Source organism: Achromobacter denitrificans NBRC 15125 (genome assembly GCF_001571365.1).
Lineage (GTDB): Bacteria > Pseudomonadota > Gammaproteobacteria > Burkholderiales > Burkholderiaceae_B > Achromobacter > Achromobacter denitrificans.
The window spans coordinates 78,664-103,111 of record NZ_BCTQ01000004.1 but is presented as its reverse complement, the minus strand read 5'-3'; the positions used below and the strand labels follow the sequence as shown (position 1 = coordinate 103,111).

The 24,448-nt window shown below is 68.6% G+C and carries 22 protein-coding genes and 2 pseudogenes; 5 read left to right on the top strand and 19 right to left on the bottom strand.

From position 1 onward, the window contains the following. Nucleotide 1 precedes the first annotated feature (1 nt). Nucleotides 2-76, bottom strand: a pseudogene (locus ADE01S_RS32030) (cytochrome c); the annotation flags it as partial. A 205-nt stretch (nucleotides 77-281) separates the two neighbouring features. On the opposite strand from ADE01S_RS32030, the gene ADE01S_RS05285 reads away from it, so the two are divergent. Then, the gene (locus ADE01S_RS05285; RefSeq protein WP_062680422.1) at nucleotides 282-1,040 is read left to right on the top strand and encodes an SDR family NAD(P)-dependent oxidoreductase; all 759 of its coding nucleotides are present in this window, start codon (nucleotides 282-284) and stop codon (nucleotides 1,038-1,040) included. Nucleotides 1,041-1,069: 29 nt separating this feature from the next. Here ADE01S_RS05285 and ADE01S_RS05280 read toward each other — a convergent pair whose 3' ends face one another. Further along, on the bottom strand, nucleotides 1,070-2,068 hold the full coding sequence (locus ADE01S_RS05280; protein WP_062680421.1) for a GlxA family transcriptional regulator: 999 nt from the start codon (nucleotides 2,066-2,068) through the stop codon (nucleotides 1,070-1,072). A gap of 555 nt (nucleotides 2,069-2,623) precedes the next feature. Here ADE01S_RS05280 and ADE01S_RS05275 point away from each other — a divergent pair. Genes ADE01S_RS05275 through ADE01S_RS05260 form a run of 4 tightly spaced genes read left to right on the top strand, consistent with a single transcriptional unit; the run spans nucleotide 2,624 to nucleotide 9,516 of the window. Next, a complete protein-coding gene (locus ADE01S_RS05275) occupies nucleotides 2,624-3,862 on the top strand; it encodes an efflux RND transporter periplasmic adaptor subunit (protein WP_062680420.1) in 1,239 nt (412 codons plus the stop codon). A gap of 36 nt (nucleotides 3,863-3,898) precedes the next feature. Then, nucleotides 3,899-7,078, top strand: coding sequence for an efflux RND transporter permease subunit (locus tag ADE01S_RS05270; protein ID WP_062680419.1), 3,180 nt, complete (start codon nucleotides 3,899-3,901; stop codon nucleotides 7,076-7,078). Next, nucleotides 7,078-8,511: an efflux transporter outer membrane subunit gene (locus tag ADE01S_RS05265; RefSeq protein WP_062680418.1), complete on the top strand. Its 1,434-nt coding sequence runs from the start codon at nucleotides 7,078-7,080 to the stop codon at nucleotides 8,509-8,511. Before ADE01S_RS05270 ends, ADE01S_RS05265 begins: the two co-directional genes overlap by 1 nt. Nucleotides 8,512-8,568: 57 nt before the next feature. Next, nucleotides 8,569-9,516, top strand: coding sequence for a LysR family transcriptional regulator (locus ADE01S_RS05260; protein WP_082775705.1), 948 nt, complete (start codon nucleotides 8,569-8,571; stop codon nucleotides 9,514-9,516). A 5-nt stretch (nucleotides 9,517-9,521) separates the two neighbouring features. Here ADE01S_RS05260 and cyoE read toward each other — a convergent pair whose 3' ends face one another. The 17 genes and pseudogenes from cyoE to ADE01S_RS05180 form a co-directional block, all read right to left on the bottom strand. After that, nucleotides 9,522-10,373 carry a heme o synthase gene (cyoE, locus tag ADE01S_RS05255; protein ID WP_062680417.1) on the bottom strand — a complete coding sequence of 284 codons (852 nt, stop codon included), beginning with the start codon at nucleotides 10,371-10,373 and terminating at the stop codon, nucleotides 9,522-9,524. A 289-nt stretch (nucleotides 10,374-10,662) separates the two neighbouring features. Beyond that, nucleotides 10,663-10,905 carry a hypothetical protein gene (locus ADE01S_RS05250; RefSeq protein WP_062680416.1) on the bottom strand — a complete coding sequence of 81 codons (243 nt, stop codon included), beginning with the start codon at nucleotides 10,903-10,905 and terminating at the stop codon, nucleotides 10,663-10,665. Between the two features lie 115 nt (nucleotides 10,906-11,020). Continuing rightward, nucleotides 11,021-11,791: an SDR family NAD(P)-dependent oxidoreductase gene (locus ADE01S_RS05245; RefSeq protein ID WP_062680415.1), complete on the bottom strand. Its 771-nt coding sequence runs from the start codon at nucleotides 11,789-11,791 to the stop codon at nucleotides 11,021-11,023. A 1-nt stretch (nucleotide 11,792) separates the two neighbouring features. Continuing rightward, nucleotides 11,793-12,491: an ABC transporter ATP-binding protein gene (locus ADE01S_RS05240; RefSeq protein ID WP_062680414.1), complete on the bottom strand. Its 699-nt coding sequence runs from the start codon at nucleotides 12,489-12,491 to the stop codon at nucleotides 11,793-11,795. An 8-nt stretch (nucleotides 12,492-12,499) separates the two neighbouring features. After that, complete coding sequence (locus tag ADE01S_RS32330; RefSeq protein ID WP_420867779.1) at nucleotides 12,500-12,637, bottom strand: ABC transporter ATP-binding protein C-terminal domain-containing protein; 138 nt, start codon at nucleotides 12,635-12,637, stop codon at nucleotides 12,500-12,502. A 147-nt stretch (nucleotides 12,638-12,784) separates the two neighbouring features. Continuing rightward, nucleotides 12,785-13,216: pseudogene (locus ADE01S_RS32325) on the bottom strand (ATP-binding cassette domain-containing protein); the annotation flags it as partial. Nucleotides 13,217-13,275: 59 nt separating this feature from the next. After that, complete coding sequence (locus ADE01S_RS05230; protein ID WP_062680412.1) at nucleotides 13,276-14,298, bottom strand: branched-chain amino acid ABC transporter permease; 1,023 nt, start codon at nucleotides 14,296-14,298, stop codon at nucleotides 13,276-13,278. A gap of 44 nt (nucleotides 14,299-14,342) precedes the next feature. After that, complete coding sequence (locus tag ADE01S_RS05225) at nucleotides 14,343-15,263, bottom strand: branched-chain amino acid ABC transporter permease (protein ID WP_062680411.1); 921 nt, start codon at nucleotides 15,261-15,263, stop codon at nucleotides 14,343-14,345. A 15-nt stretch (nucleotides 15,264-15,278) separates the two neighbouring features. Next, entirely contained in the window at nucleotides 15,279-16,454 is a 1,176-nt protein-coding gene (locus ADE01S_RS05220; RefSeq protein WP_062680410.1) for an ABC transporter substrate-binding protein, read from the bottom strand. Between the two features lie 62 nt (nucleotides 16,455-16,516). After that, entirely contained in the window at nucleotides 16,517-17,971 is a 1,455-nt protein-coding gene (locus ADE01S_RS05215) for a 2-hydroxymuconic semialdehyde dehydrogenase (RefSeq protein ID WP_062680409.1), read from the bottom strand. Continuing rightward, on the bottom strand, nucleotides 17,968-18,690 hold the full coding sequence (locus tag ADE01S_RS05210; protein ID WP_062680408.1) for a class II aldolase/adducin family protein: 723 nt from the start codon (nucleotides 18,688-18,690) through the stop codon (nucleotides 17,968-17,970). The genes ADE01S_RS05215 and ADE01S_RS05210 overlap by 4 nt, the downstream gene beginning before the upstream one ends. Next, nucleotides 18,687-19,550 (bottom strand): VOC family protein, encoded by an 864-nt coding sequence (locus tag ADE01S_RS05205; protein WP_062680407.1) that lies wholly within the window; start codon nucleotides 19,548-19,550, stop codon nucleotides 18,687-18,689. The genes ADE01S_RS05210 and ADE01S_RS05205 overlap by 4 nt, the downstream gene beginning before the upstream one ends. A gap of 184 nt (nucleotides 19,551-19,734) precedes the next feature. Then, nucleotides 19,735-20,130 (bottom strand): PPC domain-containing DNA-binding protein, encoded by a 396-nt coding sequence (locus ADE01S_RS05200; protein WP_198317961.1) that lies wholly within the window; start codon nucleotides 20,128-20,130, stop codon nucleotides 19,735-19,737. Next, nucleotides 20,117-20,698 (bottom strand): PPC domain-containing DNA-binding protein, encoded by a 582-nt coding sequence (locus ADE01S_RS05195; RefSeq protein ID WP_062680406.1) that lies wholly within the window; start codon nucleotides 20,696-20,698, stop codon nucleotides 20,117-20,119. The genes ADE01S_RS05200 and ADE01S_RS05195 overlap by 14 nt, the downstream gene beginning before the upstream one ends. 76 nt (nucleotides 20,699-20,774) lie before the next feature. Beyond that, complete coding sequence (locus ADE01S_RS05190; protein WP_062680405.1) at nucleotides 20,775-21,539, bottom strand: SDR family NAD(P)-dependent oxidoreductase; 765 nt, start codon at nucleotides 21,537-21,539, stop codon at nucleotides 20,775-20,777. A gap of 31 nt (nucleotides 21,540-21,570) precedes the next feature. After that, nucleotides 21,571-23,244 (bottom strand): acyl-CoA synthetase, encoded by a 1,674-nt coding sequence (locus tag ADE01S_RS05185; protein ID WP_062680404.1) that lies wholly within the window; start codon nucleotides 23,242-23,244, stop codon nucleotides 21,571-21,573. Further along, nucleotides 23,241-24,413, bottom strand: a complete 1,173-nt coding sequence (locus tag ADE01S_RS05180) for an acetyl-CoA acetyltransferase (protein WP_062680403.1) — start codon at nucleotides 24,411-24,413, stop codon at nucleotides 23,241-23,243. The genes ADE01S_RS05185 and ADE01S_RS05180 overlap by 4 nt, the downstream gene beginning before the upstream one ends. Nucleotides 24,414-24,448: the final 35 nt, after the last annotated feature.

Sequence of the window (24,448 nt, the reverse complement as noted above, 5' to 3'; positions counted from 1 at the left end):
GCCTCACCCCGTTCTCCCGCAACGTTCTCGGGATCAGGTCTCCGTTGGGACGAAGGATGACCGACGAAACGATGACACGCCGGGCGCCGCCACGCCGCCCGCTGGCGAAATCCGAGGGATCAACGTCTTTTACGCAAGCCCCTCTTGCGGCAACAATGGCTACATGAACCCGGCACAGGGGCCGGACGGACGCCACGTTACGGGCGCCGGCCTGGCGGTCGGTGGCGGCATCAACGCATAACGCCTCCCCTTTCCATTCGTTATTCCCGGATCAAGCGCACATGGCATCCTGGCATTCTCGGCAAGTCCCCCGGCCCACCCTTTTGCTGACCGGCGCCAGCCGCGGTATCGGGCACGCGACCGTGAAGTTGTTTTACGAAAGCGGGTGGCGTGTCTTGACGGTATCGCGGGCCGCCTTTTCAAGCGAGTGCCCGTGGGCGGGCGGCGTGGACGACCACATTACCGCCGACCTGGCGGACCCGAGCTCGTATGAGTTGATCGCAGCCGAAGTGCGCCGGCGCCTGGGCGGCGCGAAACTGGCCGCCATCATCAACAATGCCGCGATTTCGCCGAAGCTGGCGGATGGCGGGCGCAAGGGCGTGAGCATGACGGCATACGAAGAGTGGCTTTCGCTCTTCAACGTCAATCTTTTCTCCGCGGCGACGATCGTCCGCCTGCTGCTGCCGGAGTTGCGCGTGGCGGGAGGCGCGATCGTGAACGTGACGTCGATCGCGGGCTCTCGCGTTCATCCCTTCGCCGGAGCGGCCTATGCCTGCTCCAAGGCGGCCCTCGCGGCGCTCACGCGAGAACAGGCTTTCGAGTTCGGCCCGATGGGGATTCGGGCCAACGCGATCGCGCCGGGCGAGATCGACACCTCCATCCTGTCGCCGGGCACCGACGCCCTGGTCGAGGCCAGCGTGCCGATGAGCCGGCTGGGCGACCCCGCGGAAATCGCGAGGGTCATGCTCTTCCTCTGCTCGAACGGCGCCTCGTATGTCAACGGCGCGGAAATCGACGTGAACGGCGGCCAGCACGTTTAACGCGGGCCGAGGCCCGGCCCGCCCCAGCGTCAGGCAAGCAATGACGTTTCGCGGGATGCCATGCGCCGGATGCTCTGCGGCGGGTGGCCAAGCACGCGAATGAATGCCCGGCGCATTCTTTCGGGATCGGTGAAGCCGATTTTGTGGGCGATGATTTCGATGGGCTCCGCGCCGCGCTCCACGCGCTGCCTTGCCACCTCGACCCGCAGCCGCTCCACGGCCTTGGCCGGCGTCTCCCCCGTTTCGGCAAGAAAAGCGCGTCCGAACTGCCGGGGGCTCAAGCAGGCGACCGATGCCAGAAGCTCGGTCGACAATGATTCGTGCAGGTGTTCGCGTATATAAGTCAGCACATTGCGAATTCTGTCCGACTCGGGCTCCATGTCGGCGATGGCCGAGAACTGGGATTGCCCGCCTGGCCGGCGATGATAGACGACCAGCATCTGCGCGACCGCGTGAGACAAGTCGGCGCCGTGATCTTCCTCGATCATGGCCAAGGCCATGTCGATGCCGGTCGTGACGCCGGCCGACGTCCAGATGCCGCCCTCGCGGGTGAAGATCCGGTCGCCATCCACCTTGACCCGGGGATACTCGCGTTGCAGGCGGGCGGCGTACTTCCAATGCGTCGTCGCGCACCGGCCGTCCAGGAGGCCGCTTGCCGCCAGGATGAAGGCGCCCGTGCACACGCTTGCGATGCGGCGGGCGCCTTTGGCGACCACGTGATTCAGATAGTCGCAGGTTTCCGGCAATGCATCGTCGGGATAGGCGCCCAGGCCGGCGCCGGCCACGATGACGGTGTCGTAGGCGGAAAACCCGGCCTTCTGCGTGGTGATTTCCAGGCCTGCCGAGCTTTGAACGGACCCTCCGGCCAGCGATATGACCTGGCATCGGTAGGAGTCGTCGCCCAACAGCCTGCCGGCCACCTCGAACGCCGCCAGGGGGCCCGTCAAATCCTGGATCTGGAAGTCGCGGAATACGAGGAAAGCGACGTCCCGCGGAGCGCGACTCGCGCTTGAAGATATTGGGTTCATGACACTCTTGCACAACGCTCGGAAGCAGGCCCCACCGCAACCCGGCCCGCGGCCGGCGCGTGGCCTGGAGCCGATGTTACACAGCCTGCGGCATGGCTGGTAAGACATATATACCTCAAAAACAGACAACCGATGCGCCAGCACATCGCCTGGCCGAGGCGCGCGCAGGCCGAACATCCCCTCCTGGCCAAAGGACAGGATTTACGCCCGTTCTATCTGCCCTGAGCGCCTCCTGCCTCTCGCCCTCCCAGCGAAACAGCCGGGGGTTTTTTGTCGGCACGCCGTGGCCTTAAAGGAGGGAACTACGTCCTTTTGCCATCGGCTCGCAAGCCGGAGAATCTCCGCACGTTGAAGGCCCGGGAAACCCCGGGCGCCCATTGCCCGGCGCGGCCCCTCCTCGCTCGCGGGGCGGACAGTCCCGGGCCAACGACACGCCCTATGCCAGCGACGTCGCGTGATGGCCGACGCAAGCGCGCAGGGCGCATTCGAGTCCTCTTACAAGGCGATATCCAACATGAACCAAAGAGAGTCCAACCCTGCGCGGAGTGCGGCCGCATGACCCATCCACGCCTTCCCTCCCGCATGGGAACCAAGCCGGTGTTCCTGCGCGCGGCGCTGCTGGCCGCGGGGCTCGCCACGGCAACGGCATGCGCCGTGTTTCTCCTGCCCGGCAAGCAGTCGCTGGCGGTCAGCGCCGCGGCGCTTCCCACGGTATCCGTCGCATTGCCGGTGCAGCGCACCGTCATCGAGTGGGACGACTATGTCGGCCGTTTCGAGGCCAGCCGCCGGGTGGAAGTCCGGCCCAGGGTGCCGGGCCAAATCGTGGGGGTGCATTTCAAGGACGGCGAAATGGTCCAGCAGGGCCAGCTGCTTTTCTCCATCGACCCGCGCCCCTACAAGGCTGCCTGCGCGGAGGCGCAGGCTGGCCTCGCCAGCGCGACCAGCGAACTCGCGCTGGCGCGCGCCGACCTCGCCCGAGCGCAACGGCTGGTGGGCGACAGCGCCATTTCAAAGAGCGACATCGATCAGCTGCAAGCGCGCGTGCGGGCGGGAACGGCAAACGTCGCGGGCGCCGAAGCCCGCCTCGCGCTGAAGTCGCTTGAGCTGGAATTCACTGAGGTGCGCTCGCCCATCACGGGCAGGGCCTCCGACCGACGCGTCGACCCCGGGAACCTGGTCATGAGCGGAGAGGCCGGCAACGGCACCCGCCTGACCACCATCAATGCGCTCGATCCGATCTATTTCACCTTCGACGCATCCGAAGCCTTGTACCTGAAAGCCATCCGCGCTCAGGATCCGGGCGCGGCGCAAACCCAGGTCGAGGTACGCCTTCAGGACGAGCCCGACTACACCTGGCGCGGCAAGCTCGACTTCACGGATAACGGCATCGACCCCCGCTCGGGGACCATACGGATGCGCGCCGTGATCGAGAACCCGACCTTGTTCCTGACCCCGGGATTGTTCGGAAACATGCGGCTGGCAAGCGGAGCCGGCGCGCCTGCCTTGCTGATCCCCGATTCCGCGGTCCAGATCGACCAGACGCGCAAGACGGTTCTCACCGTTTCCGCCGAAGGCACCGTGCTCGTCAGGGCCATCGAACCCGGCCCGCTCGTCGACGGGCTCCGGATCGTGCGCGCCGGCCTGGCCGCCGACGACCGAGTGATCGTCGGCGGCCAACAACACGCCATTCCGGGCGCGAAAGTGCAAACGAAGCCGGAACCGGCGGCCTCCCTAAGCGGGACGGGGAACCCGGACCCTCTCATTTCCGGCGGCAAGCCCGCGTTCGCGTCGTAGCGATGCGCCGGCGGCTGCCCTAAAGGAAAAAATCTCATGCGCCTGTCGCGCTTCTTCATTACGCGCCCGATATTCGCCGCGGTGCTGGCGATCGTCATCACGATTGTGGGCGCGATCTCCTATTTCGCGCTTCCCGTTGCCCAATACCCGGACATCATCCCTCCCACCGTCGTCGTCTCCGCGACCTACCCCGGCGCGTCGGCGGAGACCGTCGCGGAAACGGTTGCCGCGCCGATCGAGCAGGAAATCAATGGCGTGGAGAACATGCTTTACCAGTCCAGCCAATCCACGGCGGACGGAAAGCTGTCCATATCGATTACGTTCAAGGTCGGGACTGATCTCGACGCGGCCCAGATGCTGGTGCAGAACCGGGTGGCGGCGGCCGTGCCTCGCCTGCCGCAGGAGGTGCAGCGGCTGGGCGTCACCACCCGCAAGACATCGCCCAGCGCCCTGATGGCGATCAACCTGGTTTCGCCGGATGGCTTGCTGGACCAGGCCTATCTGTCGAACTACGCCCTCACCCAGGTGCGCGACAAGTTGAGCCGTATCGACGGCGTCGGAGAGGCCCGGATTTTCGGCAGCCGCGAAGTGGCCATGCGCGTCTGGATCGACCCCCGGCGCGCCGCCGCGCTTGCATTGACGGCCGGGGAGATCGTCGCCGCCATGCGCGCCCAGAACGTGCAGGTTGCGTCCGGGGCGCTGGGCCAGCCGCCCACCCCCAGCGCCGACGCCTTCCAGCTGAACGTCCGGACGCAGGGGCGGTTGAGCGAACCGGAGCAGTTCGCCGACATCGTCATCCGCACGGATTCCGCCGGCCGCCAGACTCGCGTTCGCGACGTCGCCCGGGTCGAGCTGGGCGCCGACGACTACGGAACCAATGCCTACCTGTCGGGCAAGCCCTCGATCATGATCGCCATTTTCCAGCGGCCCGGCACCAACGCGCTTGAAACCGGCATCAATCTCGAACGCGAGATGCAGGACGCGGCCAAGGCGTTTCCGCCCGGGCTTGAGTACCGGATCATGTGGAACTCGACGCGCTTCATCGCGCAGTCCACCGAGGCGGTCCGCGATACGCTGTTCGAGGCCGCCGCGCTCGTGGTGCTCGTCATTTTCATCTTCCTGCAGAACTGGCGCGCCGCCATCATCCCGGTCGTGGCGATTCCCGTATCGCTGGTGGGCACCTTCGCCTTGCTGGCCATGTTTGGCTACAGCCTGAACAGCCTGTCGCTGTTCGGGCTGGTCCTCGCCATCGGCATCGTGGTGGACGACGCCATCGTGGTGGTCGAAAACGTGGAAAGAAACCTCGCGCTGGGCCTAAGCCCGCTGGAGGCGGCCCGCGTCTCGATGGACGAAGTTTCGGCGGCCCTGGTGGCCATCGTGCTCGTGCTTTGCGCGGTGTTCATTCCCACGTTTTTTCTGACCGGCCTCTCCGGGGCGTTCTACAAGCAGTTCGCGCTCACCATTTCCGGCGCCACCGTGATCTCGCTGGTCTTGTCGCTGACGCTGTCGCCGGCCCTGGCCGCGCTGCTCCTGCGGGCGCACACGAAGGAGAAAAGCCGGCATCGGATCATCCGGCGCCTGCAGCTTGCCGGCGACGCGTTCAACGAACGATTCGACCGGTTCAGCGCCCGCTACGGCCGATTGACGCAGTGGCTGGTGGCGCGTCCGAAGCGCGTCCTGATCAGCTACGGCGGGCTGGTGCTGGCGACCATCGCCATTTTCTGGGTAACGCCCACCGGCTTCATTCCCGCGCAAGACCAGAGCTATCTGATATCGATCACTCAACTTCCGCCGGGGGCCTCGCTGGCGCGCACCGACGCCGTGGTGCAAGAGGTGTCCAAGCGCCTGCTGCAGATCGACGGGGTACGCGGCACGATCATGCTGCCCGGGTACGACGCCGCGTCGAACACCAATTCGCCGAACACCGCCACCGCCTTCATCCCCCTCAAGCCGTTTGAAGAGCGGTCCCGGCCTGCCAGCGACATCCTCGCCGAAGCCCGCAAGGCCGTCGCGGATATCGATCAGGCGCGGGTGCTCATCATTCCCCCTCCGCTGATCAACGGCATCGGCTCGGCGGGCGGCTACCGGATGATGGTGCAGGATCGCGGCGGCCACGGCTACAAGCCGCTGGGAGCGATTTCCGATCAGCTCATGGCCAAGGCGAACGGCACCGAAGGGTTGTCGCAGGTCTATTCCTTCTTCAATACCTCCACCCCCCGCATCTTCGCCGACATCGACCGGCGCAAGGCCGAGGTGCTGGGCGTTCCGCCGGATCGCGTCTTTGAAGCGCTGCAGGTCTATCTGGGCTCGGCCTACGTGAACGACTTCAATCTGCTGGGGCGCACGTTCCGGGTGATCGCGCAGGCCGAACAGGGCCAGCGCAACAGCGAATCCGACATCGCCAACCTGAAGACGCGCTCGGACAGCGGCGCCATGGTGCCCCTCGGCTCGGTCGCCACGTTCAAGAGCGAAACCGGGCCGTTCCGAGTCGTGCGCTACAACCTGTTCCCCGCGGTCGAGGTGGATGGAGACACGGCGCCGGGCTCTTCCACGGGCCGATCCCTGGCCACGATGGAAAAGCTCGCCGACCAGATGTTGCCCTCGGGATACGGCTACGAATGGACCGGCATCGCGTTCCAGCAGAAGATCGCGGGCAACACGGCCGGCCTCGTCTTCGCGCTGGCGGTGGTGTTCGTGTTCCTGGTGCTGGCGGCTCAATACGAAAGCCTCACCTTGCCCCTGGCCATCATCCTCATCGTTCCCATGTGCCTCTTCGCGGCCATGGTCGGCGTCAATCTCCGCGGGATGGACAACAACGTCCTGACGCAGATCGGGCTCGTGGTGCTGATCGCCCTTGCCGCCAAGAACGCGATCCTGGTGGTCGAGTTCGCGAAACAGGCGGAAGAGGACGACGGCCTGAGCCCGGCCGCCGCGGCGGTGCGCGCCGCGCAGACCCGCCTGCGCCCGATCCTGATGACGAGTTTCGCCTTCATTCTGGGCGCGGTGCCGATGCTGCTGGCCTCGGGCGCGGGCGCCGAGTTGAGGCAGGCGCTGGGCACTTCCGTTTTCTTCGGCATGGTCGGCGTCACCGTCTTCGGCCTGCTCTATACCCCCACGTTCTACGTCGTTTGCCGCGAGCTCGGAGATCGGCTGTCCCGGCAGGGCGGCGCCCGCTCGCTGGAACCGCGGCACGAACAACCAGGAAGTATCAAGTGATGCGATTGCACACCCTATCGATGTTGGCGGCGCCGCTGCTCCTGAGCGCATGCGCGGTCGGCCCGGACTACAAGGCGCCGCCGGTTCCCGCTTCCGCGGCGGGGCCGTTCCTGTCCCGAAGCGATGCGACCGCGCCCGACGCCGCGCCCCTTGCCGCGGACTGGTGGAAGCTCTACCAGGACCCGGTGCTGGACAGGCTGGTGCAAGAGGCGCTCGCCTCGAACACCGACGTGCGCGTGGCGATCGCCCGGCTCGCCCGCGCGCGCGCCGAGCTTCGCCAGGCGGCCGCCGATCGGCTGCCGAGCACCGAGATCGGCGCGAGCGTGAACCGCCAGCGGCAATCCGCCATCCAGGCCTCGCCCGGCGTCGATCGCGAGAATACCGTTGTCGACGCGGGCCTGTCCGTGGCGTACGAAGTGGATCTTTTCGGCCGCGTGCGGCGGAACGTCGAGGCCTCGCGGGGCGACTACCAGGCGGCGCGGGCCGAGCTGGACGCCGTGCGGGTATCGACCGTGGCGGCGACGACCCGCGCCTATCTGGGCGCCGCCAGCGCCGCGCACCGCCTGGCCGTGGCGCGGCAGATCGTCGAGCTGCTGGACCGTTCGGTCGGCGTGACGAGCAGCAGGGAGGACGCCGGCCTGACGACGTCCCTCGACACCGCGCGTATCGCTGCGCTCCGGGACCAGCGGCGATCGGACATTCCCAGGCTCGTTGCCGAGCGCCAGGCCGAACTGTTCCGGCTCTCCCTGCTGACCGGCCGAGCGCCCAAGGACCTTCCGCCTGAAGCCGGCGCCCTCGCGGCGCCGCCCGCGATCCTGCAGCCCATCCCTGTCGGCGACGGAATGGCCCTCCTCGCCCGGCGCCCCGACGTGCGCGCCGCAGAGCGACGGCTGGCAGCCGAAACGGCCCGGATCGGCGTGGCGACGGCGGACCTGTATCCGCGCGTCTCCATCGGCGCGTCGGTCGGCTCTACCGGGTTCCGCCTGGACGACTTCTTCGGCAGCGGCCCGCTGCGCTGGCTGGCCGGGTCGCTGCTCTCCTGGTCGTTTCCCAACCAGGAGGCGATCCGCGCCCGCATCGACGGCGCCACCGCCGACGCCCAGGCCGCGCTGGCCGCGTTCGACGGGACGGTGATACAGGCCCTGAGCGAAACGGAAACCGCGCTCTCGAACTACGCCCGAAGCCTGGACCGGCGCGTGGCCCTGGCCGCGGCCCGGGACCAGGCGGAGAACGTGGCGCGCATCGTCCGGGCGCAAGCGCGGGAGGGGCGCGCCGACAGCCTGGCCCTGCTCGACGCGGAGCGCACCTACGCCGACGCGCAGGCGCAGCTTGCCGAGAGCGAAGCGGGAGTCGTGAATGCTCAGGTGGACCTGTTCAAGGCGCTCGGCGGCGGTTGGGAGTCGGCCCATCCCGACCGCGTGGTTGCCAGGTAGCCCGCGGTCTTCCGGATGGGTTCGAGGCGATTGGTTTCTGGACGGAGGGCGTAAGGTATGAAGGCAGATCTCCCGGCGGCGGTTCCCGGCGCAGCCCGCGCGTCATCCGACGCGCCCCGGGCGAACATCCAGCTGAACGATATAGCCTTGTTCGTCGAGGTCGCGAGGCGGGGCAGCTTCAGCCTGTCCGCCGCCGCGCTGGGCGTTCCTCCCTCGACGCTGTCGCGGCGCGTGAGCGGACTGGAACGCGATCTGGGGATGCAGCTGCTCAAGCGCAGCACTCGGAAAATCGGCTTGACCGAGGCCGGCGCGCTCTACTTCGAGCGTTGCCGGGATCTCATCGACGAAGCGCGCGTCGCGCACGAGCAATTGCAGACCAGCATCGCCTGCCCCGGCGGTCAGCTGAGCGTGTCGCTGCCGGCCTCGCTGGCCCAGGTATTCGTGCCGACGGTGATCGACGCCTTCCACTGCCGGTATCCGGACATCCATTGCCATTTCGAACTGGACAATCAGCGCGTCGACCCGATCCGCAGCACCTGCGACGTCGCGCTGCGCTTCGGCCAGCAACCCAGCTCCAGCCTGATCGCCCACGTCATCAGCGCGATGACGCCGCGCCTGTACGCATCCGCCGACTATCTCGACAGGCACGGCGCGCCCCGGTCGCCGGCCGACCTGGCCGGGCATCAATGCCTGGCCGGCGCGCCGAGGGGCGAGTTCGAATGGGTGTTGCGCTCCGAGGCGAGAGTGGAGCGCATCCGGGTATCGGGCAAAGTGGCGGCCAATGATTCCGGCATGATCCGTTCGTTGGTGCGCGCGGGCATCGGCATCGGGCCGCTGATGAAGTTCGAGGCCGGGAAAGCCGGCGGCGACGACGAAATCGCCCACGTCCTGCGGCAGTGGTCATTGCCGCCGGTGCCGCTCGTCGCCCTGCTGCCGACGCGGAAGGTGCCGGCGCGAGTCAGGGCGTTCCTGGATTTCATCCATCCTTACCTGCAGGATTGCTGAAATCCTCAAGCCGCGTCTATCGCCATCGCAATGCTGATCAGGACCACCACGGCGATGGAAACCCCGAACACCCGCCGCGCCCAGCGCGCGTCATCGCCGGCCGAAAACCCGGCCAGGGCGGTTTTCAGCCAGTAGATTCCGCTCAATAGCACCAGGGCGATGTAGAGGTTACCCACGTAGCCCAGCGCCGCCAGCGAAAGCGCGGCCGCGAGGAACGCGGCGATGTGCAAGGCGATGCGCTGCTTCGCCCGATGCCGCCCCTTCACCAGCGGCAGGACGGGGATGGACGCCGCCGCATAGTCGTTCCACCTGAACATGGCGATGGCGTACGAGTGGGGCATCTGCCATATCCCGAAGATCACGAATAGCGTGAGCGCGGCCGTGTCGATGCCGCGCACCGAGCAATAGCCCACGACGGGCGGGATCGCGCCCGAAATGCTGCCGACCAGCGTGCCGTGGACCGAGCGGCGTTTCAGGAAAAGCGAGTACAGGCCGACATAGACCACGTATCCGACAAGCATCAGCGCCAGCGGCTCGATCCGGCGCGTCGCGCCATACAAGAGCCCGAATCCGGCAAGCGCCAGGACACAGGCAAAGATCAGCGCCGACGCGACCGGAATGCGCCCGGTCGCCATGGGGCGCGCCTGGGTACGCTGCATGACCCGGTCGATGTCTCGGTCGATCACGTTGTTGACGGCGCATCCCGATCCGATCACGAGCGCGACGCCCGATGCCACCAGCGCCGCATGGCCCGGATCCACGGCGCCGCGCGACGCAAGCAGGTAGCCGCCGGCCAGGGATATCAGGTTGCCGGCCACGATGCCGGGCTTCATCAACGCGAAGTAGGAGCTATACATAGGTTGTCGCCGGGGCGGAATCGCCCCCGGGCAAAGGAACTTCCAAAAGGGCCGGCTGGCGGGAATGGCCGCGATCGCGGCATTGCCGGGGGTGGTGGCCGCGCCGCTCGGATCTACCGATGGCCGGCGCGTTGCGGGCGCGCGCCGCCCTGGAAGCGCCCGGGCTTGCGGCATCTTCCTTGGCCAGCCCAGATTTGTACCGCGCGGGAGAGGTGGCGCGGTAGCGGGGGTTCGGACATAAATCCCGCGGATTCCGACAAGCTCGCCGGCCCGTCGGCGCAACCCGGCATCAGTTGCGGTTGATCCAATCCTGCGTGTCCTGGATGAACCACGGAAGGTTCAGCCTTTCCCCCTCGCCGGACTGGATGGTCAAGCGCTGGTCCGAGGAACCGGGGGCGCCCTGCGTCCCGGAAACCGGGCGGCTCCGATATTCCAGGTCGGTTTGTTGGGGCGGCTTGCTCGCGCAAGCGGCGATCGATGCGCAGGCGGCCGCGATAAAGACTAGCCGCAGCGTTGATCTCAGGGTCTGCATGATGTTCGGGTTCCTGCGGGCGGCACGGGCCGAAATGCCGGGCGATCTGGGCCTCTACTACGTACCTTACTCGCAATGGGAGCCCGCCGTCAGCCTCCCGCGCCGCCCCGCTCCCCTATTCCTTCACCGCCACCGTGTAGTTCAGCGCCAGCCGGCCGCCGTCCGCGTACACCGTCTGGCCGGTGACGTAGCTGGAATCGTCGCTGGCGAGGAACACGGCCACCTTGGCGACTTCGTCGGTCCCGCCCAGCCGCTGCATGGGAATGCGCGACAGCACGGTCCTGCGGGCTTCGGGGTTGGCGGTGATGGTGGCGAGGATCTCGGTGTCGATGCTGCCCGGCCCGATGGCATTGACGCGGATGCCGTGCGGCGCCAGGGACAGCGCCATGGACTTCGTCATCTGGCGCACCGCGCCTTTGCTGGCGCCATAGGCCAGCTGGTCGGGCATCGCCAGTTCCGCCGTCATCGACGACAGGGTCACGATGGCACCGTTGCCGCGCCCGCCCGCCACCATGGCGCGCGCGGCGGCCTGGGCCACCAGGAAGGTGCCGCGCACGTTGACGTTCAGGACGGCGTCCAGGTCTTCCAGCGTCAGGTCGAGGAAATCGGCCGCTCGGATCACGCCGGCGTTGCAGACGCAGACGTCCAGGCCGCCCCAGCGCCGCGCGCACTCGTCGGCCAGCGCCTGCGCGTCGGCCGGGTCGGTCACGTCGGCCACCGCGGCCGCGGCCCGCTCGCCCAACGCCCGCGCCGCGGCCTCCAGCTCGGCGGCCTTGCGGTCCGCCATCAGCACATAGGCCCCTTCGGCCACGAAACGGCGCGCAATCGCCAGCCCGATGCCGCCCGCCGCGCCGGTCACCAGCGCCACCCTATCCTGCAATCTCATCTCAGACTCCTACGTAGGCGGCCACCAGTTCCGGCCGCGCGGACAATTCCGCCGAGCTTCCGCGCCACACCGTCACCCCCTTGTCCAGGATGAAGTTGCGGTCGGACAGGCGCAGCAAGGCCGTGGTGTTCTTGTCCACCACGATCATCGACAGCCCTTCCGCCTTCAACTGGGCGAGCACGCGCCAGATCTCGGCGCGCACCACGGGCGCCAACCCTTCGGTCGCCTCGTCCAGCACCAGCAGACTGGGGTTGGTCATCAGCGCGCGGCCCAGCGCAAGCATCTGCTGCTCGCCGCCCGAGAGCTGGGTGCCGAGGTTGGCGCGCCGCTCGCGCAGGCGCGGAAACAGCCCGTACACCCGCTCCAGCGTCCAGCCGCCGGCGGCCTTGGGCGCGCAGGCCGTGGCCACCAGGTTTTCCTCGACCGTCAGCGTCGGGAAGATCTGCCGCCCCTCCGGCACCAGCGACAGGCCCAGCCGCCCGATCCGGTACGGCGCCAGGCCGCGCAGCGAGCGGCCGCCGTACTCGATGCTGCCCTGGCCGGCCGGCAGCAGGCCGAACAGGCACTTGATGACGGTGCTGCGGCCCATGCCGTTGCGGCCGATGAGGCCCACGACCTCGCCCTGCCCCACGTCCAGGTCGACGCCGAACAGTGCCTGGCAATGGCCGTAGGCCGCCGTCAATCCGCGTATGTTCAACATGGCGGCTCCTATGCGTCGGCGTCGTCGCCCAGGTAGGCGCGGCGCACGTCGGGATGGTTGCGGATCTCGTCGGCGTTGCCGGTGGCGATGATCTTGCCGTAGACCAGCACGCTGATGCGGTCGGCCAGCGCGAAGACGGCGTTCATGTCGTGCTCGACCAGCACGATGGTGTAGCGGCCCTTCAGGCTTTGCAGCAGGGAGATCACCCCCGCGCTTTCGGCGGCGCTCATGCCGGCCATGGGCTCGTCCAGCAGCAGCACGGAGGGCTCGCCGGCCAGCGCCATGGCGATCTCCAGCTGCCGGCGCTGGCCGTAGGCCAGGCTGTCGACCGGCGCCTCGGCCGCCTCGTCCAGCCCGCAGGCGCGCAAGGCCTGCCTCGCGGCGTCCACCACGTCGGCGCAGTCGCGCAGGGCCGTCCAGGGAGACAGGCGCCGGCGGCGCTTGCGCAAGGCGGCCAGGCAGGCGTTGTCCAGCACCGTGTAGCTGTCGAAGACGGAGGTCACCTGGTAGGAGCGCAGCATGCCCTGGGCCACGCGTTCCTGCACCGTCGCGCGGGATACGTCGGCCGCGCCCAGGCGCACGGAACCGCCGTCGGGCCGCAATTCGCCCGAGAGCAGATTGATCAGCGTGGTCTTGCCGGCGCCGTTGGGGCCGATCAGCGCATGCAGTTCGCCGGGCGCCACGGCCAGCGAAACGCCGTCGGTGGCCCTCAGGCCGCCGAAGCGGCGCACCAGGTCCTGCGTGGCCAGCCCGGCGGGGGCCGCGGTGTTGCCGGTGGGCGCGTTCATACCGAGGCCTCCTTGGCCAGCGCGTCCGGCGAACGCCGGTCCGCCGTGTCGGCCCCGGCCGCGGGCGGGACGGCCGGCGGCGGGCGGCGCAGCCAGGCCAGCGAGCTGCCGTAGCCGCCCTTGGCCACCATGGCGATGGCCACCACCGCCGGGCCCATCAGCAGCATCCAGTGCTGCGTCAGGCTCTTGAACCCTTCTTCCATCAGCAGGTAGGCGACCGCGCCGACGATCGGGCCCAGCACGCTGCCCAGTCCGCCGATCACCACCATCACGATGAGTTCTCCGGACACCGGCCAGGACATATAGCTGGGCGAGGCGAAGGCCGTCAGGTTGGCCAGCAGCAGCCCCGCCACGCCGGTCAGCACGCCGGAGGCCACATACGCCGTCAGTCGCACGCCGAACACGGAATAGCCCAGCGCGTCCACGCGCCGGGGATTGGCGTGGGTGGCGCGCAGGATCATGCCGAAGGGCGAGCGGCGCAGCCGCAGCATCGCGATGCTGGAAATCAGCAGCAGCCCCCAGGCCGCCCAGTACACGGGCAGGCTGCCGTCCAGGTCGAAGAGTCCGAACGAACTGGCTTCGTAGATGTTCAGGCCGTCGTCGCCGCCGTATTCGCGCAGGCTCACGGCCAGGAAATAGAACATCTGGGCGAACGCCAGCGTGATCATGATGAAGCCGATGCCCGAGGTGCGCAGGCAGACCGTGCCCACCACCAGGGCCACCAGCGCGCACACCGCGACGCACACGGCCAGCTGCACCCAGCCGTTGCCGATGCCGTAATAGCTCAGGATGCCCACCGCGTAGCAGCCCAGGCCCAGGAACATCGCGTGGCCGAAGCTCACCAGCCCCGCGAAGCCCAGCACCAGGTTCAGCGCCAGCGCGGCCAGGGCGTAGATCAGGATGCGCGCGCCCAGGGTCACATAGAAGGGTTCGCCCAGCCAGTGCGCCACGAACGGCACCGCGGCCAGGACCAGGAACAGCAGGGGCAGCGCCCAGCGCCGCTTGTCGTTTGCTTGCATGATGGTTGGGACCTGTTCACACGGGACAGAGGGGCGGACGCGCTTCAGCGCCGCGCCGAGAAGACCAGGCCTTGCGGCCGGAACGCCAGCACCACCGCCATCAGCACGTAGATGAGCATGGAGGCGAGCGCCGGCCCGACGGCATTGGCCACCGAGGCGTCGAAGACCGCGCGCAGCATGTCCGGCAGGAAGGCTCGGCCCAGCGTGTCTATCATGGCGATCAGCAGCGCCGCGACCAGGGTGCCGCGCACCGAGCCGATGCCGCCCACCACGATCACCACCAGCGCCAGGATCAGCACCGGCTCGCCCATGCCGGACTGCACCGACAGGATCGGCCCCGCCAGCGCCCCCGCCACGCCGGCCAGCACCGCGCCCAGCAGGAACAGCAGCGTTTTCTGCAGGTCCACGTTGGCGCCCAGCACGCTCGCCATGGGAGCATTGCTGGCGCCGGCGCGGATCAGCATTCCGAAGCGGGTGCGCTGGATCAGGAACCAGGCCCCCAGGGCCACCAGCGCCCCCACCCCGATGATCATCAGCCGGTACACCGGATAATCGCTGCCGAACAGGCTGACCGCCCCGTCCAGCCCCTTGGGCACGGCGGCGAAGTACGGCCGGCTGCCCCAGATGACGGAAGCCAGTTCGTTGAAGAACATCATCAGCCCGAAGGTGGCCAGCACCTGGTAGAGGTGGTCGTGGCGGTACAGCGGCCGCGCGATCAGGCGCTCCAGCGCCACGCCCACCAGGCCGCTGCCCGCCACCGCCGCCAGGATGGCGAAGGCGAACGAGCCGCTGGCGTTATAGGCCGTGGCGCCCAGGAAGGCGCCGATCATGTAGAGCGAGCCGTGCGCCAGGTTGATGAAGTTCATGATGCCGAAGATCAGGGTCAGCCCCGAGGACAGCAGGAACAGCAAGGCGCCCAGCTGCAGGCCATTGAGCAGCTGCGACAACAGCAAGGATCCGTTCATGGGGCCCCTCCCCGGTCACTTCAGCGGGCAGTCCGCCACGTAGGCGTCCTGGTGGTCGGTGAACACCGTGGCCAGCTGCTTCACGTTCACGCCCTCGCCTTCCTTCACGACCTGGTAGGCATAGAGGTTCTGCACCGGCATGTTGTTGGTGTTGAAGCGGAACGCGCCCCGCACCGAGGGAAAGGTCGCCCCGGCCGCCTTCACCGCCGCGGCCAGGGCGCGGCTGTCGCCGACCTTGCCGCCCTGCTGCTTGACCGCGGCGTCCAGCAGGTAGGCCGCGTCGTAGCCGCCCACCGCGTACTCGGACGGCAAGCGCCCGTACTTCGCCTTGAAGGCCTCGACGAACTTGCGGTTCTGCGGATTGTCCAGCGTGGTGGCCCAGGGCGTGCCGTAGATGGCGCCCACGGCCTGGTCCTTCAGCGCGGTCAGGGTGTTGGAATCGATCAGGCTTTCCGAGAAGAACGGCAGCTTTTCCATCAGGCCGGCCTGGCGCAGCTGGCGCACGAAATTCACCCCCACCCCGCCGGTGTAGAACGCGAACAGCGCGTCGGGCCCGGCCGACTGCATGCGCGAGATTTCGGCGGAATAATCCAGCTGGCCCAGCTGGGTATAGATCTCGTCGGCCGGCGCCGCGCCGTAGAAGCGCTTGAACCCCGCCAGCTTGTCCTTGCCCGCCTGGTAGTTGGACGACATCAGGTAGGCGCGCTTGTAGCCCCGGTCCTTGACGTACTTGCCCATGGCCTCCGACATGCTGTCGTTCTGCCAGCCCAGCACGAACAGATTGGGCAGGCACATGCGGCCGGCGATGGGCGCGGGGCCCGCGTTGGTGGACAGCGCCACCACGCCCGATTCCTTGATGCGCCGCAGTTCGGCCATGAGCACGTTGGAGAAGCCCAGGCCGACGATCACGTCCACCTTGTCCTTCTCGATGAACTTCTGCACGATCTGCGCGCCCACGTCGGGCTTGAGCTGGTCGTCGTCGCGGATCACCACGGCCTTCTGGCCGCCCAGGCTGCCGCCCAGCTGTTCGATGCCCAGCATCAGGCCGTCGTACTGGTCCTGGCCCAGCGCCGCCTGCGGCCCGGACAGCACGCCGGTGAAGCCGATGCGGATGTCCGCCATTGCGGCGCTGGCCGCCGTCAGGGCCGCCGCGGCGGCCAGCGCGGAAAAACCGCGCGCGTATGCTTGCATGCTATGTCTCCTTGGGGGATGTGGGCGGCGGCGCCGTTCTGCGCGGCGCCTGCCGTGACGCGTCAGAGCTTCACGCAGACATTGCGCAGCTCCGTGTAGAACTCCAGCGAATGCACGCCGCCTTCGCGTCCGATGCCCGACTGCTTGGCGCCGCCGAAGGCCGTGCGCAAATCGCGCAGGAACCAGGAATTGATCCAGCAGATGCCCACTTCCAGGGCCTGGCCCATCCGGTGCGCGGTGCCGACGTTGCCGGTCCACACGGTGGCCGCCAGCCCGTAGCGCGTGGCGTTGGCCAGCGCGATGGCCTCTTCTTCCGTGTCGAAGGGCGCGATGTGGCAGCAGGGCCCGAAGATCTCCTGCTGGATGACGGCCGAGCTTTCCGGCAGGCCGGTCCAGACCGTGGGCTGCACCCAGGCGCCGGCGGCCAGCTCGTCCGGCATGTCCGGCACGCCGCCGCCCGCCACCACCGTGGCGCCCTCTTCGCGGGCGCGGGTGTAGTAGCTCAGCACTTTGTCGCGGTGGCGCTGCGAAATCAGCGGCCCCAGGTTCACGCCGGGATCCTTGGGCCGCCCCAGCTTGAAACCCCGGGCGCGCTCGCCCAGCGCCGCCACGAAGCGCTCGAAGATCGGCCGCTGCACGTAGACGCGCTCGGTGCCCAGGCAGACCTGCCCCGTGTTGTCGAACGCGGCGCGCGCGATGCCCGCCACCGCCTTGTCGAAGTCCGCGTCGGCGAACACAATGCCCGCGTTCTTGCCGCCCAGCTCGAACGACACGGGGCGCACGCCCACCGCCGCGGCCTGCATGATGGCTTCGCCCGTGCGGGTCTCGCCGGTGAAGGTGATGCCGTCGACCAGCGGATGGCGGGTGAGCTTTTCGCCCGCCGATCCCGGGCCCCGGCCATGCACCACGTTATAGACGCCCGCCGGCACGCCGACCTCGTTCATGACCTCGCCCAGCAGCGTGGCCGTGCCCGGCGTATCCTCCGACGGCTTGACCACCACCGTATTGCCGCAAGCCAGCGCCGGCCCCACCTTCCAGGTCATCAGCAACAGCGGCAGGTTCCAGGGGCAGATCACGCCGATCACGCCGCGCGGCACGCGCACCCCGTAGTTCAGGGCATGGCCGCCGTCCGGCGTTTCCAGGTCGAAGGCCTCGTTGGGAACGTTGCGCACCAGGTCCGCGAAGATCTTGAAGTTCGCGGCGCCGCGCGGGATGTCCAGGTGGCTCGCCAGGTCGTAGGGCTTGCCGGTGTCGGCGATCTCGGCGTCGACGAAATCATCGAAGCGGCGCGTAATGCCGTCGGCCACCGCGTGCAGCAGCTCGACGCGCTGCTGCGTCTTCAGCCTGGCCCAGGGGCCGCTCAGCGCGGCCTTGGCCGCCCGCACCGCCGCGTCGACCTCGGCGTCGCCCGCCTCGTGCACGCGGCCGATCAGGCGATTGTCGACCGGGTCCCGATTATCGAAGGTGCTGCCGGTGGCGACCCACTGGCCGTTGATGAAATTGCGGAAATCGGTCATTGCGTCCTCGGTTGTGACAGGTCGGCCAGCGCCGCTTCAGCGTCGCCGGCGGTCAGGTATTCCCACATGCGCTCGTAGATGCGCCCGGTGCCCACGGCGCGCTGGGCCGCCTCTTCGGGCGCCAGCGTCGGCGCGCCGTCGGCCAGCCCGGCCGACCGCAGCTGCCATTCGATGCGGGCGGCATCCTCCAGGTACCAGGTCAGCACCACGGCATGCATCAGGGACTCGGCCGCGACCACCGCGCCGTTGCCGCGCATGGCCACCGCGCGCGCCGCGCCCAGCGCCTCGGCCACGCCGCGGGCCTGCGCGTCGCTGCGCACCAGCTGCGGATCGTCCCAGAGCGGCACGGCCGGCGAAAAATAGGAACCCATGCCGTGGCGCGGCTGGGGCGTGACGCGCGCCGACGACAGCGTCATGACGGTGGGCGGCATCGACCGCACCACGCCGCCCACGTCCGGGCGCTGCCGGTAGATGTGCTGGTGGATGCGGACCTCGCCCAGCACGCCTTCGGGCAGGTCGCCGTGCACCGGCACCACCGTGCCCGCCTCGCCAGGCTCGATCAGGCCCATGGGCCGGGCCGCGCAGACCAGGAAATGGCCGGCATCGAGGCGCGCGCTGCAATGGCCGTAGGCGTGGACCAGGCCGGCCCGGGCCAGGGCGCGCGCGGCCACCCGGACCAGCGCTTCCTGCCCGGCCGCTTGCGGTTGCGCGGCGCTCACGATTTGAACTCCGGGATATCGGGCTTGGCGCCCCACATGCAGAACGAGGACGGCACCGCCGGGAAGCTGCGGGGCCGGTAGGTCTTTTCCTCTTCGGCGGTGATCAGGCGCACACCGGTGGAGTATTCGTAGATCATCCCGTCCGGTCCGTCGAAGTACAGGAACATCGCACCCGAGGTGGGATGCCGCCCCGGGCCGAAGCGGATCGGCACGTTCCACTCGCGCAGCTGATACCAGGCGCGCATGATGTCGTCGATGCTCTCGACCTGGTGGTTGATGTGCTGCACGCCCGGATAGGCGGACGGGAACAGCGCGATCTTGTGGTGGACTTCGTCGATGCGCAGCAGGGGCGCTTCGCCGATGCGGTCGCTGACGCGCGCCGAGAGCAGGCCCGTCCAGAAGGCTTCGTCGCGCCGCGCATCCAGCGTGCGCAGGCCGATGTGCGAAAAGCCGGTCACGCCGGCGTCGCGGCCGGGGAAGTAGCGGCGGCCGCTGTGCTGCGGCGCGTGCACGAGTTCGATGCGGTTGCCGGACGGATCGACGAAGCTGAGGAAGTCGCGCACGTAGCGCTGTTCCGCGTCCTCGCGGCGGCCCGCGGCGACGGCGTAGCCGCTGCGTTCCAGCACCGCGCCGGCGCGCTCCAGTTCCTCGGGAGTGTCCACCTCGAACGCCGCGGTATGGTCCCGCGGATCGCCTTCGAAGTAGCAGAGGGTATGGTCGCGCGAATCGGATTTGAAATAGGCCGCGCCATGTTCCCGGCGGGCCAGTTCGAGGCCCAGCACGGTGGTCGCGTAGCGGATCGCCCCTTCCAGGTCGCGGGTGCCCAGCCGGACGTACCGGATGTCGTGTAGCCGTATCACTGCTGTCTCCTCGCGCGCCTGCCGCCGGCTGCATGCCGGTCATCCTGGCGCTTTTTTTCTACGATAAGCAGCAAAAATCTCGGCGTCAATAATTTTTATCGAGATTTTTGAATCCAGGAGCAAGATGGGTCCGAGCCGCCCCCTCGCGTGCCGGCCGGGGCGGCGAGCCGCCCCGGCCGCTGGATCAATCGCCGCCGGCGGGCAGCCATTCCTCCAGCGTCACCTCGAACGTCATGCAGATCGGATTGGCGCCGGGCACGAAGGGGCCGCCATGTATCCGGCCCTGCGGGTCCGCGACCACGCCCGACAGCGAGGCGGTCAGCGATCCATCCGGCTGGGCCCTGACCTCGCCCGCGAGGCTGACGATTTCGACGGCGGGCCCCGTGAGATGGCGATAGCCGCCATCGCGGGCATACAGGCAGGCGTCGACGAGACTGCCTAGCGCTCCCCGGACGAAGGCGTTGCGGAACCCCTCGGCAAGGCACAGTTTTTCGACGCCCTGCACCAGGTCCTCGTTCGGACCGATCCGCGCGTAGGCCACCCGGCCCATGGTTCCGGTTTCGATTTCAGGCGGCATCATGGTCTTGGGCTCCATGAGGTTGCAGCAGTCGCAGATTGGTTTCGGCGTCGTAGGTGGCGCGCAGCTCGATCCCGTCCAGCGCCGTCACCAGCACCGGGACGGGCAAGGGGCCGAGTATCGTGGTTTGCGCAATGATGTGGCCGCCCAGCGGTTCGCCGCGTTCATCGCAGAACGCGGCATGGCAATGCACCAGCGCCCCGCCGCCATCGGCCTTGCCCAGTGTGGCGTTGCCGAAGATCAAGTATGCGGGCCCCGCCGAGATGGGTTCGGTATAGGCCACGACCCGATGGCGCTCCGGATCCGGCGGAGCGGTGCAATAGTCGAGGTGGCTGAAGACGCCGCCCAGCAGCGTCATCGACGCGTTGGCGACGCCAGCGCCGGCCAGCGCGCCGACCAGGGCGTCGTACAGGCTTGCGCCTGGCCTCAGGGACAGGCGCAAGTGGCGGCCTTGCCGCGCGCTGCGGCTATGGATCCGCACCGGGTTGAAGGCTCCCGGATGTATCAGTGTTCTCGGGCGGGGCAATGCCTGTGATCCCCGCGACGCACGATCCACGGTGATGGTTCGCATGTTCTGGACTCCGTGCGCTTGTGGCGCGATGGGTGGAATCGGAAGGCCCGGGCCTGTCGGCGCCGACAGGCCCGGGTCAATGTACGGCGGGCAGCATGCCGGCAGCGGTGAACCCGCCGTCCACGCAAATGATCTGGCCCGTCACATAGCTGGATTGAGCTTCGTCCAGCAGCCAGCCGATGGTTCCGTTCAGCTCTTCGGGCGTGGCATAACGGTGCTGCGGCACGACTTGGCGCCAGGCGGCGCGGGCTGCCTCCGTATGCATCTGCCCCACCAGCGGCGTCTCGATAGGCCCCGGGGCGACGGCGTTCACCCTGATGCCATAAGCCGCCAGCTCCACCGCCATGACGCGGGTCAGCGTCACGACGCCGCCCTTGGACGCGCCATAGGCCGCGCGGCCGGCGTTGCCCCTGATGCCGGACACCGAGGCGATGTTGACGATGGAACCGCGCCGCCGTTCGCGCATGCGCCGCGCCGCTTCGCGCGCCACCACGAAAGACCCCACCAGGTTCACCTCCAGGATGCGCCGCAGCATGGCTGCGTCGGTATCCAGAAACGGAACGTCGCGGCCGATTCCGGCCGAGTTCACCAGGCCGGATATCGGCCCGAAATCCCGCTCCAGCCGGGCCATCGCGTCCATCACCTCGGCCTCGTCGGACACATCCAGCCGCACGCAGCCCAGCCGGCCGGCCGGAGCCATTTCCCGGATTTCATCCAGCCTCTCCTGCGAAACATCGGCCACCAGCACCTTGCGTCCGGCGTCCAGCAGGCCGCGCGCCACGGCCAGGCCGATGCCCGACGCGCCGCCCGTAACCAGGATTGCCTCTTGCGCCATCTCCATGATTCTGTCTCCTCGTTGTGGATACTGCCGTTCAGCCTTCCGCTTGCGCAGCCAGCGCCAGGCAGCCGCGCTCGTGCAGGGCGTCACGCACCAGTTTCTTGGTGATCTTGCCGTAGCCCGAGCGCGGCAGCGACTCCCAGAAAAACACCTGGCGCGGCAGCTTGTAGCGCGCGATGCGCGGCGCCAGCCAGTCCAGCAGCGCCTCCGCCTCCAGCGCATGGCCGGGACGCAGCACGCAGACCATCACCCCCACTTCGCCCCAGGTCGGATCGGGCACGCCCAGCACCGCGGCTTCCGCCACGGCGGGGTGGGCCAGCACTTTTTCCTCGACCTCGCGCGGATAGATGTTGGACCCGCCCGAGATGTACATATCGGACTGCCGGCCGGTGATGTAGAGGTAGCCCTGTTCGTCCTGATAGCCCAGGTCGCCCGTGCGGAACCAGCCGTCGCGGAACGCCTTGGCATTGGCCTGCGGATTGGCGTAGTAGCCCGCGAACACGGCCGGGCCGCAGACGCAGATCTCGCCGGTCTGCCCCGCGGGCAGCGGCCGGCCCGCTTCGTCCTGGATGCTGACCTGCATGCCGGTGCGCTCGTATCCGCAAGTGCCCGCGCGCGCGTCTGGCGCGTCCGCGGCGCGGTGCTGCGAAGGCGGCAGCACCGTGATGTTGCCGGTCACCTCGCCCAGCCCGAAGTACTGCACCAGCACGCTGCCCAGTTTTTCGAGGGCGCGCTTCTGGTCTTCGCGGTACATGGGCGCGCCGGCGTAGACCACATAGCGCAGACTGCGATGGTCGCGCTCGTCCACCGCGGGATGCTCTACCAGCATCTTCACGATGGTGGGCACGGCGAACATGTTGGTTACGCCATGGCGCTCGACCAGGCCCCACAGTTCGCCGGCATCGAAGCGCGCGCCCTCCGGCAGCACCGTGCATGCCGCGCGCGCCACCTGCGTCAAGAAGTGGATGCCCGCGCCGTGCGACAAAGGCGCGACGGCCAGACTGACGTCGTCCTCGGTCGTGCCCGGCATCAGGTCGCACAGGTGGTTCGTGACCACGAAAGCCATCTGTCCATGCGTCAGCACCGCGGCCTTCGGATGCCCGGTGGTGCCGGACGTGAAGAAGAACCAGCATGGATCGTCGTAATCCACGTCCGCGCAAGCCCGCGGCGCGGTCTCCAGCCGCGCCTCGATCAGCGTGGCGGTGTCGGCCTCGCCGAAGCTTCCCGGCCCCAGCCGCGCCAGCAGCGCCAGGCCGGGCATGGCGCGGGCCACGGCCGCCGCATGTTCCGGCGACTGCCCTTCGCAGAGGAAGGCCTTGGCGCCCGCGGCCTGGGCCAGATAGACGGCCTCGTCCGCGGAAATGCGGAAGTTGGTCGGCACCCAGACCGCGCCCAGGCGCAGCACGGCGAACAGGGTTTCGACGAATTCGAAGCTGTTGCGGGAATGCACCAGCACCCGGTCGCCCTTGCCCACTCCGCGCTCCCCCAGCGCCTGCGCCAGCGCGGCGGTGCGCGCGTCCAACTCGCTCCAGCTACGGCTGAGCCTGCCGCACCGCAGCGCCAGGCGGGCGGGATGGCGGCGCGCCGCCTGGACCAGGAAATGCGCCAGGTTCATCGCGCGACGCGACGCGGGGGCCACCCCTCCCCGGGGCGCCGCGGCGCCGGCTGCCGCGTCCGTCGCGGCCGCGAATTCGGGACCGCCGCTCATTTGACGCGCTCCAGGATGCTGACGTAGTTGGCCACGGCCGCGCCGCCCATGTTGAACACGCCCGCCAATGCGGCGCCCGGCACTTGCATGCCCTGCGCCTCTCCGGCCAGTTGCAGGCAGGCCATGACGTGCATGGACACGCCCGTGGCGCCCACCGGATGCCCCTTGGCCTTGAGACCGCCCGACGGATTCACCGGCAGGCGTCCGCCCTTCTGGACCCATCCTTCCCGCAGCGCCCTGGCGCCCTGCCCGCGCGGCGTCAGGCCCATGGCCTCGTACTCGATCAGTTCCGCGATGGTGAAGCAATCGTGCGTCTCCACCAGGCTCAGGTCGTCCAGCGTGGCGCCGGCATCGGCCAGCGCCTCGCGCCATGCGCGCGCCGCGCCCTCGAAAGCGATGGGGTCGCGCCGGCTGAGCGGCAGGATGTCGTTGGCCTGGCGCCGCGCCCGGAAAGCGATGGCGCGGCGCAGGCCCGCCGCCGTCGCTTCGTCGGCCAGCACCAGCGCGGCCGCGCCGTCCGAGATCAGCGAGCAGTCGGTGCGGCGCAGCGGCGCGGCGACATAGGGGTTCTTCTCCGAAACGGTGTTGCAGAAATCGAAACCCAGGTCCTTGCGGATCTGCGCGTAGGGATTGTCCACGCCGTTCTTGTGGTTCTTCGCGGCAATCTGCGCCAACGCCTCGCCCTGGTCCCCGTGGCGCTCGAAATAGGCGGCGGCGATTTGGCCGAAGACGCCGGCGAAGCCGCCGGCGATATCCGCCTCTTCCTTGCGGTAGCTCGCATTGAGCAGAATGTCGCCGATCTCGGCCGTGGGACGCGAGGTCATTTTCTCGGCGCCGACGACCAGCGCGACGCGCCCCCGCCCCGCCTCGATGAAATCCATCGCCGCGTACAACGCCGCCGAGCCCGTCGCGCATGCGTTCTCCAGCCTTGCGGCCGGCACCTGCGCCAGCGCCGGCTGCGCCAGGGCCACCAGCGCGCCCTGGAAGTCCTGCTTCTGGAAGCCGCTGTTCATGACGCCGGCATAAATGCCGTCCACGTCCTCGGGCGCGATGCCCGCATGGTCCAGGGCTGCGCCGGATACGCGAGCCATGAGGCTCTCGGTGTCGGGGTCCTCCAGTTTGCCGAATGGGATGTGCGACCACCCCACGATGACGGCGCGCTTGCTCATTGCTGTCTCCTCAAGTGGCGCCCCGGTCCGCCCGC

Bases quoted from the DNA above. Each gene is read 5' to 3' on its own strand.
- ADE01S_RS05285 (WP_062680422.1), top strand. From the start codon at position 282: ATGGCATCCTGGCATTCTCGGCAAGTCCCCCGGCCCACCCTTTTGCTG.
- ADE01S_RS05280 (WP_062680421.1), bottom strand. From the start codon at position 2,068: ATGAACCCAATATCTTCAAGCGCGAGTCGCGCTCCGCGGGACGTCGCT.
- ADE01S_RS05275 (WP_062680420.1), top strand. From the start codon at position 2,624: ATGACCCATCCACGCCTTCCCTCCCGCATGGGAACCAAGCCGGTGTTC.
- ADE01S_RS05270 (WP_062680419.1), top strand. From the start codon at position 3,899: ATGCGCCTGTCGCGCTTCTTCATTACGCGCCCGATATTCGCCGCGGTG.
- ADE01S_RS05265 (WP_062680418.1), top strand. From the start codon at position 7,078: ATGCGATTGCACACCCTATCGATGTTGGCGGCGCCGCTGCTCCTGAGC.
- ADE01S_RS05260 (WP_082775705.1), top strand. From the start codon at position 8,569: ATGAAGGCAGATCTCCCGGCGGCGGTTCCCGGCGCAGCCCGCGCGTCA.
- cyoE (WP_062680417.1), bottom strand. From the start codon at position 10,373: ATGTATAGCTCCTACTTCGCGTTGATGAAGCCCGGCATCGTGGCCGGC.
- ADE01S_RS05250 (WP_062680416.1), bottom strand. From the start codon at position 10,905: ATGCAGACCCTGAGATCAACGCTGCGGCTAGTCTTTATCGCGGCCGCC.
- ADE01S_RS05245 (WP_062680415.1), bottom strand. From the start codon at position 11,791: ATGAGATTGCAGGATAGGGTGGCGCTGGTGACCGGCGCGGCGGGCGGC.
- ADE01S_RS05240 (WP_062680414.1), bottom strand. From the start codon at position 12,491: ATGTTGAACATACGCGGATTGACGGCGGCCTACGGCCATTGCCAGGCA.
- ADE01S_RS32330 (WP_420867779.1), bottom strand. From the start codon at position 12,637: ATGAACGCCGTCTTCGCGCTGGCCGACCGCATCAGCGTGCTGGTCTAC.
- ADE01S_RS05230 (WP_062680412.1), bottom strand. From the start codon at position 14,298: ATGCAAGCAAACGACAAGCGGCGCTGGGCGCTGCCCCTGCTGTTCCTG.
- ADE01S_RS05225 (WP_062680411.1), bottom strand. From the start codon at position 15,263: ATGAACGGATCCTTGCTGTTGTCGCAGCTGCTCAATGGCCTGCAGCTG.
- ADE01S_RS05220 (WP_062680410.1), bottom strand. From the start codon at position 16,454: ATGCAAGCATACGCGCGCGGTTTTTCCGCGCTGGCCGCCGCGGCGGCC.
- ADE01S_RS05215 (WP_062680409.1), bottom strand. From the start codon at position 17,971: ATGACCGATTTCCGCAATTTCATCAACGGCCAGTGGGTCGCCACCGGC.
- ADE01S_RS05200 (WP_198317961.1), bottom strand. From the start codon at position 20,130: ATGATGCCGCCTGAAATCGAAACCGGAACCATGGGCCGGGTGGCCTAC.
- ADE01S_RS05195 (WP_062680406.1), bottom strand. From the start codon at position 20,698: ATGCGAACCATCACCGTGGATCGTGCGTCGCGGGGATCACAGGCATTG.
- ADE01S_RS05190 (WP_062680405.1), bottom strand. From the start codon at position 21,539: ATGGAGATGGCGCAAGAGGCAATCCTGGTTACGGGCGGCGCGTCGGGC.
- ADE01S_RS05185 (WP_062680404.1), bottom strand. From the start codon at position 23,244: ATGAGCGGCGGTCCCGAATTCGCGGCCGCGACGGACGCGGCAGCCGGC.
- ADE01S_RS05180 (WP_062680403.1), bottom strand. From the start codon at position 24,413: ATGAGCAAGCGCGCCGTCATCGTGGGGTGGTCGCACATCCCATTCGGC.